Origin of the sequence: Hyphomicrobium sp. (genome assembly GCF_020852195.1) — a bacterium.
In the GTDB taxonomy this organism is placed as follows: domain Bacteria; phylum Pseudomonadota; class Alphaproteobacteria; order Rhizobiales; family Hyphomicrobiaceae; genus Hyphomicrobium_C.
Genome location: NZ_JADZBI010000161.1, coordinates 1 through 9,341 on the forward strand (window position 1 = coordinate 1; position 9,341 = coordinate 9,341).

A 9,341-nucleotide genomic window follows, 5' to 3' on the forward strand; every position below is an offset into this window, starting at 1 on the left:
GCTGGCGGTCAGCTTCCTCATCGCCTGGCTCATCAGCCGGGCCTGCGCGCCGACGGGGGCGTCGCCCATGTCGCCCTCAAGCTCGGCCTTGGGGGTCAGCGCCGCGACGCTGTCGACGACGACGACATCGATGGCGCCGGAGTTCACGAGTGTGTTGGTGATCTCAAGCGCCTGCTCGCCGGCGTCCGGCTGGGAGACGAGCAGATCCTCGATCTTGACGCCGAGCTTCTTGGCGTAGGTAGGGTCGAGCGCATGCTCGGCATCGACGAAGGCGCAGGTACCGCCCCGCTTCTGGGCTTCCGCGATCACCTGCAGCGCGAGCGTGGTCTTGCCCGAGCTCTCGGGGCCGTAGATCTCGATGACGCGGCCGCGCGGCAGGCCGCCGATGCCGAGCGCGATGTCGAGCCCGAGCGAGCCGGTCGAGATCGCCTCGATGTCCATGGAGCGCTCGTTGGCGCCCAGGCGCATGATCGAGCCCTTGCCGAAGTTCTTATCGATCAGCTCCAGCGCATGCGCGAGCGCCTGCGCCTTGTTCTTGTCCATGCTACCCCCCTCGACGACGCGCAGCTCCGGCTTGGTCATGTGGCACCTTATGGCATGTTAGCGGTTGATGGGCGACTCGACGCTTTGGATAAGTTGTACACGTTTTGTTCTCCGTGTAAAGCGGACTGTCTCGTGTCTTAACGCCCCTTTAGGCCGGAGCCGGCGATGGTGGGCGTTCGAGCCCAGCCCGGTTTGCGCTGTCCATGTTCCAAGTTCTCGCCATAGCCTCGAATGCCCTCGTCGTGCAGGGCCGAAAGCTCAGCGACATCGCGTCGGCGATCGCCGCCACGGATGCTACGCCGAGCAGCGGCGGAAGCGCCCCCGACAGCCCCGCCGCTGTGCGCATCGGCTCGCTGCCGGTCGGCGATCCCGTCGAGAACATGGTGTCGCTCAAGGAGGTGGAACTCGCCTACCGCATGAACGCGGCCGTGATCCAGGTCGCCGACGAAATGTTCGATGCGCTTCTCGACACGATCCATTCCGACGAGAGATGATCCCGCCGCGACGCGCCGTTATCCTCGGCCGGAGCGTCGCCAAGGAAACTCTTCCGCTCGCGTCGGGGTTGTCATGAGACAATCGGAGACGCGTCATGGAGAACGAGACTTTCAATCTGTCGCTGCGTCGCTTCCTCAAGGAGGTCGGCATCTCCTCGCAGCAGGAAATCGAGCGTATCGTACGCGAGCACGCTCTGGCGGGACACGGGCAGCTCAAGGTGCGCATGCTGCTCACCGCCGAGGGCACAGATCTTCATCACGAGGTGGCGGGTGCCATCGATCTCGGGTGAGGCCGATGCGCCTCTCATCGGATTACGCCGAAATGTACGCTTTCGTCGTTATGATCATGCTCAACGGCACGCCCCAATACTTCATCATGGAGCGGGGCCTCTCGGCGGCCGAGTGCCGGGACCTGGCCGCGCGTCCCGACAGCGGCCTTCGTATCGACGGCCGGCCCGTCTCCGGCGAGAACCGCTGCATCCCCGAGGCGGAGCTGCCCGAGCCCGAGGTGCCGTCCTGACAAAGAGCCCGCGCTAGAGCCGGACCTTCCGGATTCGCGTCCTTCCCCTCTACGGCTGTTGCGACTGGAGACGATGCATGCGCGGAGACTGGCGTGGGTCCCGACCTGCGTCGGGATGACGTCGAAAGGAGGCAAGCCGCTCGCCACACACGCAAAGTCATGCCGGCCGGCACCCACGCAAGCTTCCACAAACGCAACGTCGGCACGATCCTCGCAATAGCGCGCGAGGGAGATCGTTTAGGAGACAACAGCGTGTCCGTATGATCGGAGAAGGTGCTAGCCGCGCGGGGGGCGGCGGCGCTCGTTGAACCAGGCGCGGTACTCGCTCATCTTCACGCGCTGCGCGTCGGGTGCGCGGCGCTTGCACGTCGCCGCCTCCTCGCTGCCCTCCGGCGCGCCCCAGCGCAGCTCGACGCAGTCGTTCAGGTTGTAGGCCATCTCGAGCGCGCCGATGCGCTCGAGCACGTCCTCGAGCGTCAGCGACCACTCGGAGCCGTCGCTGCGCGTGTAGGCGAACTTGCGCGTGGCAAGCTCGGAGGCGAGACGGCTCTCGAGGCCCGCCTTCACGTCGGCCGCGCTCTTCCCCTGCGGCATCGCATAGCGCTCAGGGCGGCGCGCGACACGATCGGGGAAGGTGCGCACCACGTCGATGGCGATCAGGAGACGCAGGTCGCGCGAGGGCGTCGCGAAATCCTCCCACGCGCCGGTGGTCTCGAAGATCGAGGCCCCATCCGGCATGGCCACCTCGGCGCCGCCGCCGGCCTGGTACTTGCGCCCGTTCTCGACCGACGTGACGCGCGCCTTCACCTGCTCCTCGAGCGCCGTGAGCGCCTCCGTCAGCTCGCGCTCGGGATCGAGCGGCGACGGCGACATCACCTCGTCCATGCGATCGTAGAAATCCTCGATGGCAAGCTCGGCCTGATCGAGCGAGAAATCGCCGTACTCGGCGTGCTTTCCGATCTCGGCGTTGGCGAGGCGCCGGAGGCCGCCCTTGCCGCGCACGACCGGGCGGAAGCGCTTGAAGCCGGGGCTGCCGAGTGCGGGGGCCTGAGCGAACAGGAAGTTGCCGCGCCAGAAGCGCTTCCTCGCGATCGTGCCGTCGGGCTGGCCGTCAACGGCGAGCAGAACGCCCGCCGCGCCGTCCGTCTGCGCCACGCGCTTGGCGAGCACGAGAATGTGTCCGTAGGGGTCGGCGTAGACCGTGCCGGGTCGCAGCGTCTCCGCTTTCAGCGGCACCGGGTAATAATCGGTGTTCTCGTCGGCGGCCATGGTGCGGCCGTTGCCGGAATGGACGCCGTTGGCGACCGTAGTGCGGATGTAATAGCCGAAGCCCGGTACGAGACCTTTCGGTTTCTGCGGAAGCCTGGCGACCGAGGGCGAGGCGGGCGGCGCACCGAAGAGGCTGAACAGGCCGCCTTCGGCCGCGACCTGCTGCTCGGCGGGCGGCGCGGGCGGTGGCTCCTGGTTCTCGATGTCCCACCACTGCGTGCACCTCGGCGGCTTGCCGCCGCCGCCGCGCGTGCATTTCCCGTAGCCGAACGGCAGGCCCATCTTGAACGCGAAATAGGCGCGCAAGGTGTAAGGCAGGTCGGCGCAGTCGGGGCGGATGATGAGCCCCTTCTCGTCCTCGCGCAGGCCCAGATGGTTGAACAGGATATTGCGCGAGCGGTCGCGCAGCACGTCATGGAGTGCGGGCCACGACGGCGCCTCTTCGAGCGGCGCGTCGAACAGCATCTCGATCCATGCGGAATAGAGATTCTCGTTCGCCAGGCTCCAGGCGCCGCGCACCGGCCAGATGCTCTTGCTGGAGCCGGCCGGTCCAGGCGGCTTCTTGCGCGCGACGGCGATCTCGTGTGTGAGCGTGCTGCACTCCCCCGCCGCGCCGGCACGTGCGAGCTTGGCGCTCCATTTGCCCGCGGCGGGTGCCGCGATCTCGGCGGACCAGAAGTAGGGCGGGCCGCCGTGGCGTGCGGCCGAGGTTACCGCGACGCTGCCGTCTGGCGCGACCAGCGACAGCTCACCCTCGACCGGCTTCTCGGTGGTGAAGACGACGCGCAGCGGCGTGCCTTTCCACGGTCCGATCGGGGAAGCAAGCACGGAAACCCCGAACGCGTCCTCGCAGGAGGCGGACTGGTCCTTGGTCTCGGCGGTCGCGACCGGAGCGCGCGACACCGCGGCGACAAGCAAAACTGCTGTCGCAACAGCGGCATAACGGCGTGCAGCCCACACGCGTGCCTCCCGGGTCATCCCTCGACGGATTGAACAGTATTGTGACGGGTTTGGCTGAAACGTGGCGAAACCGGCCCGGCTCACCTCGGGGAGATGACCTCGGGAGCCCCTGGCCGGGCCATGACCAGCAAAAAACCGCGTTCGCAATTGCAGCACGGCCGCCGGCTGCCAGGCCACAGACGCGTGGCCTTTCGCGGCATGTCGGCGGGCACGCCGACATGCCCGACCATGATCCGGCTAGCGGGCGAGTTGCTCCTTCACCTTGGCGGCGAGCTGGGGCAGCGAGAACGGCTTCGGCAGAAAGGCGAACTGCTCGTTCTTGTCGAGGCTCGTCTCGAAGGCCTCGTGCGGGTAGCCCGAGACGAAGATGATCTTGAGGTGCGGGTTCTTCTTGCGCAGCTCCTTGAGCAGCGTCGGCCCGTCCATTTCCGGCATCACGACGTCCGAAACCACGATGTCGATCTTGTCATCGTACTTGGCCATCACCTCCAGCGCCTCGACGCCGGTCGAGGCCTCGAACACCTCGTAGCCCTGGCGCTTCAGCGCGCGCACCGCGAACGAGCGCACGACGTCCTCGTCCTCGACTAGCAACACGCGGCCCGAGCCGGTCAGGTCCTGCGGACGCTCCTTTTTGGCCATCTTCGGCGCCAGGATCTCGTCCTCGTTGTCCGGCATGTAGCGGGGCAGGTAGACGCGGAACGTGGTGCCGCGACCAAGCACGCTCTCCGGGTAGATGAAGCCGCCGGACTGTTTGACGATGCCGTAGACCGTCGCCAGGCCGAGGCCGGTGCCCTTGCCGACGCCCTTGGTGGTGAAGAACGGCTCGAACACTTTCGCCATCACCTCAGGCGACATGCCGGAGCCGGTGTCCGTCACCTCGACCAGAACGTATTCGCCGACGACCATGCCGTGATGGGTGAGCTTCTGGCTCTCGCGCTCGGTCACGTTGCGCGTGGTGATGCTCAGCGTGCCGCCGTCGGGCATTGCGTCGCGCGCGTTGACGGCGAGGTTGATCACCACCTGCTCAAACTGGGTGCGGTCGGTCTTGACGTACCAAAGATCGCGTCCCGTCGGCATCTTGAGGTCGATGGTCTCGCCGATCGAGCGCTTGAGCAGCGGCGCGAGGTCGCCCAGCACCTCGCCGAGCTGCAGGGGCTCGGTCTGCAGCGTCTGGCGGCGCGAGAAGGCCAGCAGCTTCGCCACCAGACCCGCCGCGCGGCTCGCGCTCGAGCGGATGTTCATGATGTCCTTGTGGGCGGGGTCCGTCGGTCGGTGCGTCTGCAGGAGCAGATCGGAGAAGCCGATGATCGCTGTCAGCACGTTGTTGAAATCGTGGGCAATGCCGCCGGCGAGCTTGCCCACCGCCTCCATCTTCGAGGACTGCGCGAATTTCGCCTCCAGTGCCTTCTGCTCGGTGGCATCGATCAGGTAGAGGATGGCGGCCTCGCGGGCGTCCTTGGCCTGGGTCAAAGGCGCGCTGTAAAGGCGGCGCGAGAACTCGCTGTTGGGGCCGACCGTGATCTCGACCGGCGCCGGGCTCAGGGTGCCGGAGAGCGCGTGGCGGAGCGCGCCTTCGACGGCCGCGCGTGTATCGGCATCGGCGAAGCGGCACAGCACGTCGGCGGCGGGCGAGCCGACGGCCGCCGAGCCCTCGGGGATCATGCGCGCGAAAGCGGCGTTGGTGCTCATGAGCCGACCATCGGCACCAATGGTGGCGATGCCGAACGGCGAGGACTGGAGGAAGCGCGCGAACCGCGCCTCGGCGGCGGCGGGGCCGTCCTCGGCGGCTCCGCCTTCGCGACGGACGGCGGCGATCAGAAGCCCGCCGGCATTGTCGCGGCGCGCGAAGAAGCGCAGCGGCACGGTCGCGGCCTTGTCGATGGACACGTCGAGGTCGACGCCCTGGCCGGTGGTGTAGAAGGCCGCAGCGGCATTGGCGATCAGCTCCGCCCCCTCGGGCGTGACGATGTCGGTGAGCTTCAGGGCGCGGTTGGAGAGACTCTGCGGCTCAAGGCCGAGCCAGCGCAGCAGCGTGGCGTTGAGGCGGCGCACGGCCCCGCGGCTGTCGACCTCCATCAGGCCCGCCGGCAGGCTGTCCATACGCTCAAGCGTAGCCTCGAGGGTCGCGACGGCGCTGACCTGACTCGCCCGCTCGGCGGTGACATCGGTGATAGTCCACAGCGACATGGGTCCGAGCTCGCGGTCGTGGCCCGGCACGAAGCACGGACGCTGGGCGACGCGGAAGAGCTGCGGGGGGCGGCCCTCGCTGCGGATCTCGATCTCCTCGCGCCAGGGCTCGCGGCGGGAGGCAGCGCGCTCAAGGCGGAAGTAGGCGGCGGCCGCGCGCGGATCGCCAGCGAACAGGCTTTCGAGCGCGTTGATCTCGCCCGCCGCCGTGACACCGACCATCTCGGCCAGCGCGCGATTGGCGTAGAGCGGGCGTCCGTCGCGGCGGGTGACGAGCAGGCCGTCGTCGAGGCTGTTGGCGAAGGCGCGCACGAGATCCTCGTCGCGCACTCGCTCGCCGATGCGCACGTGGCCGGCCGCGTAGCCGAAGGCAGCAAAGAGGCCCAGCATGGCGAGCACGGCGAGCAGCGTCAGCAGCAGCGGCTCGCCGGCCGGCGAGGCGACGAGCGCAAGTACCAGCGCGCCGGCGGCCATGGAGGCCGCGACGATGGGAATGGCACCGGGCTCGCGGACGCCGCCAGGAAGGGCGTGGGCATCCACCCTGCCGGGCCGGATCTGACCGGGTCGGGGCTGGCGGACCTCGCTATCGCTCATGAAGGCGAAAGCTATCTGATTCTCAGGCTTGGCCGGTTCCGGCGCCTGAAGGGATACTCTGGTACTCATACGCTTACGCTACGCCCGTGTCGTGACTTCCTGGGAGCGCCCGGTTACCGGAGGTTGCCCATCGGCGACCGCGCGCTCAGTCCGCCCATCCACAGTTCGATCAATAGGGTTAAAATGGCATGAATTCCGCGCTATAGGGGCTCATGACAGCGGCTTTCTAGGGGACGCGTGGGGCACTCCCGCGCGCTAAGTTGATGTGGGACATGCTCTTCTATCTCGCGATCGTGCTGTTCCTGGCGGTCGCCATGATCGGCGGGGCGTTCGTCTTGCGTCAGTATCTCGGCGGCGCGGGTCCGGTGCAGGCGGTGAGCGCGCTGTTCGGGCCCAAGCCGCTCAGGCGGCGGCTCTCGGTGACCGAGCAATTCAATCTCGACAACCGGCGTCGCCTCATCCTCGTCCGGCGCGACAACGTTGAGCACCTGATCATGACTGGCGGGCCGGTCGACATCGTGCTCGAAACGGGCATCGGCGTTTCGGAGGAGGCGGTGCCCGGCGCGGCCGCGCCTCAGCGCGTCGATCCGACCCTCGCGTGAGGATCGAGACGGTGGCGATCAATCGCGTCGATTGATCCGCCGAACATTTCCTGATGTCGAGGACGATCGATGGTTTCGGCAGGGCTCCGACTTCGCTTGAACGTGCTGCGATCGGCCGCGCTGGCGCTGGCAGCTCTCGCCTGCGCATCGGCCGGGTTTGCGCAGCCGCCGCCCGCTCCGCAGCAGAATGCACCGGCCCAGCAGCCCGCGCCCGGAGGCGCTGTGCCGCAAGGAGCGGACACGCAGGCAGCGCCGGCCGAGCAAACCCCACCCGAACCCACGCCGCCCCCGCCCGTGCTGACGCCCGCCGAGCAGCGCGAGCTCGAAGAGATCGTAAGCCCGGTCGCAAAGATCCGGGGCGATCTTGAAAAGCTCGAGAAGGCGGTGGAGCGCAACAAGCAGAGCGACGAGGAACTGGCGCGCCTCAACGGCGAGCTGATCGATGTGTTCCGCGCCACTGCGGCCACGCGCGACGCGTTGCGGCCACGATCGGAAGCGCTCGCGCAGCAGATCGAGAAGCTCGGTCCGGCGCCCGAGAAGGACGCCACCGAGTCGGGCGAGGTGGCGACGGAGCGGGCTCGTCTCAACGCCTTGTCAGCCGAGATCGACGGCGCGCTCAAGAATACGGAGCTCCTGTTCGTGCGTGCGCGCCAGTTGCGCGTGACGCTGCAGGCGGCGCGCCAGGAGCTGTTCGCGAACCAGCTCTTCAGGCGCACGCTCTCCCCCGTCGCGCCGACCATATGGCGCAAGCTGATCAACGAGGCGCCGGTCGCGGTACGCCAGCTAGGCGACACGCTCGCGAGCTGGATCACGCTCGCGAAAAGCAAGTGGGGCGCGCTCGTCGGGCTGGTCGGCGGCGTCATCGTGCTGTTCGTCCTGCTCAAGGCCCTTGTCGGATGGATCCTCGCCCGGCGGCTCGACCGGCCGCGCGACGAGCCGAGCTTCTTCGTGCAGGCCGCGACCATCGGCTGGGTGGCGCCGCTGCTGGCGCTGCCGGCGTTGGCCGCGTTGCAGGTGCTCGGCGTCGGCCTCGACTGGCTCAAGCTCCTGACGCTCGAAGTCGGACAGATCGCCGAGAAGGCCTTTCCTGCGCTCTACGTCTTCGTAGGCGTCGCGGCGCTCACGCGCGCCATGCTGCAGCCGCGCCGGGCGGCCTGGCGCCTGGTCGACCTGTCCACGCCCGCCGCGTACACGCTGACGCGGATCATCACGCTCATCGCCGCGGTGTTCGCCGCCGACCTCATCCTGCAGGAAGCCATCCGGCGCCTGTTCCTGCCGTTCTCCGTCAACATCATGGAGACCGCGCTGGCCAGCATCGCCATCGGCGTCCTGATGCTCAAGCTCGTGCGCACCCAGTTCGAGCCCAAGTCGGTGACGACCGGCGTGCGCAGCCAGCCCCAGCGCGACGGTGCGATCGCCGGGGCGAGCGCCACGCGCTCTCGGCTCCGGCCCTACCTCATCAAGCTGCCGATCCTTGCCGTCGCGCTCGTGATCCTGGCCGCCCCGCTCCTCGGCTACGTCGGCCTCGGGCGGTTCATCACGCAGCAGGTGATCTTCACCGGCAGCGCCATCGCGGTGATCCTCGTCTTCCATCTGGGCATTCGCGCGCTGCTCGGGGCGCCCGGCACCGGCATCAAGCCGTTCGCCACCGTGCTCGAGGAGAAGGTCGGGCTCGGTGCCGGCCAGAGCAGCCTTCTCACGCGCGCGCTCTCGATCCTGCTCAACGCGGCGCTGGCGCTGGCGGCGCTGCCGCTCCTCCTCATCACCTGGGGCTACACGCCGCAGGAGGCGCTCTACTGGATGCGCGCGGCGGTGTTCGGCTTCCAGATCGGCGAGTTCCGCATCTCGCTGGCGCGCATCCTGCTCGCCGCCGCGCTGTTCTTCGCGCTCGTCTTCGCGACGCGCCTGGCGCAGCGCTGGATCGACAGAGGCGTGGCACAGTCCCGGCGCATCGACCAGGGCATCGCCAATTCGATCCACACGGCTGTCGGATACACGGGCTTCATCATCGCCGGGCTCGCCGCCATCTCCTATGGCGGGCTCGACATCACCAACTTCGCCATCGTCGCCGGTGCGCTCTCGGTCGGCATCGGCTTCGGCCTGCAGTCGATCATCAACAATTTCGTATCGGGCCTGATCCTGCTCGTGGAGCGGCCGATCAAGGTCGGCGAC

At 68.0% G+C, this 9,341-nt stretch carries 8 protein-coding genes; 5 read left to right on the plus strand and 3 right to left on the minus strand.

Translation table 11 applies throughout. The features are described 5' to 3' along the window. Window positions 1-582, minus strand: a 582-nt coding sequence (locus IT540_RS13775; RefSeq protein ID WP_291178914.1) for an ATPase domain-containing protein, incomplete at its 3' end; no start/stop codon positions are given. Between the two features lie 164 nt (window positions 583-746). Between IT540_RS13775 and IT540_RS13780 the strand changes: the two genes are divergently transcribed. From IT540_RS13780 to IT540_RS13790, 3 genes are all read left to right on the plus strand, one after another. Further along, entirely contained in the window at window positions 747-1,037 is a 291-nt protein-coding gene (locus tag IT540_RS13780; RefSeq protein WP_291178917.1) for a flagellar basal body rod C-terminal domain-containing protein, read from the plus strand. A 95-nt stretch (window positions 1,038-1,132) separates the two neighbouring features. Continuing rightward, window positions 1,133-1,327: a DUF6494 family protein gene (locus IT540_RS13785; protein WP_291178920.1), complete on the plus strand. Its 195-nt coding sequence runs from the start codon at window positions 1,133-1,135 to the stop codon at window positions 1,325-1,327. A 5-nt stretch (window positions 1,328-1,332) separates the two neighbouring features. Beyond that, window positions 1,333-1,557 (plus strand): hypothetical protein, encoded by a 225-nt coding sequence (locus IT540_RS13790; protein WP_291178923.1) that lies wholly within the window; start codon window positions 1,333-1,335, stop codon window positions 1,555-1,557. A gap of 276 nt (window positions 1,558-1,833) precedes the next feature. Here IT540_RS13790 and IT540_RS13795 read toward each other — a convergent pair whose 3' ends face one another. Together IT540_RS13795 and IT540_RS13800 are read right to left on the minus strand one after the other, a co-directional pair. After that, the gene (locus IT540_RS13795; protein WP_291178926.1) at window positions 1,834-3,804 is read right to left on the minus strand and encodes a hypothetical protein; all 1,971 of its coding nucleotides are present in this window, start codon (window positions 3,802-3,804) and stop codon (window positions 1,834-1,836) included. Between the two features lie 219 nt (window positions 3,805-4,023). Beyond that, window positions 4,024-6,567: a response regulator gene (locus IT540_RS13800; RefSeq protein ID WP_291178929.1), complete on the minus strand. Its 2,544-nt coding sequence runs from the start codon at window positions 6,565-6,567 to the stop codon at window positions 4,024-4,026. Window positions 6,568-6,839: 272 nt separating this feature from the next. Here IT540_RS13800 and IT540_RS13805 point away from each other — a divergent pair, with 272 nt between their 5' ends. Together IT540_RS13805 and IT540_RS13810 are read left to right on the plus strand one after the other, a co-directional pair. Next, window positions 6,840-7,169 (plus strand): flagellar biosynthetic protein FliO, encoded by a 330-nt coding sequence (locus tag IT540_RS13805; protein ID WP_291178932.1) that lies wholly within the window; start codon window positions 6,840-6,842, stop codon window positions 7,167-7,169. Window positions 7,170-7,271: 102 nt separating this feature from the next. Further along, the coding region (locus IT540_RS13810) for a DUF3772 domain-containing protein (RefSeq protein WP_291178935.1) at window positions 7,272-9,341 on the plus strand (2,070 nt) is incomplete at its 3' end.

What these genes read in the sequence shown, in the direction of transcription:
- IT540_RS13800 (WP_291178929.1), bottom strand. Translation starts at nt 6,567, where the DNA reads ATGAGCGATAGCGAGGTCCGCCAGCCCCGACCCGGTCAGATCCGGCCC.
- IT540_RS13795 (WP_291178926.1), bottom strand. Translation starts at nt 3,804, where the DNA reads ATGACCCGGGAGGCACGCGTGTGGGCTGCACGCCGTTATGCCGCTGTT.
- IT540_RS13805 (WP_291178932.1), top strand. Translation starts at nt 6,840, where the DNA reads ATGCTCTTCTATCTCGCGATCGTGCTGTTCCTGGCGGTCGCCATGATC.
- IT540_RS13790 (WP_291178923.1), top strand. Translation starts at nt 1,333, where the DNA reads ATGCGCCTCTCATCGGATTACGCCGAAATGTACGCTTTCGTCGTTATG.
- IT540_RS13780 (WP_291178917.1), top strand. Translation starts at nt 747, where the DNA reads ATGTTCCAAGTTCTCGCCATAGCCTCGAATGCCCTCGTCGTGCAGGGC.
- IT540_RS13785 (WP_291178920.1), top strand. Translation starts at nt 1,133, where the DNA reads ATGGAGAACGAGACTTTCAATCTGTCGCTGCGTCGCTTCCTCAAGGAG.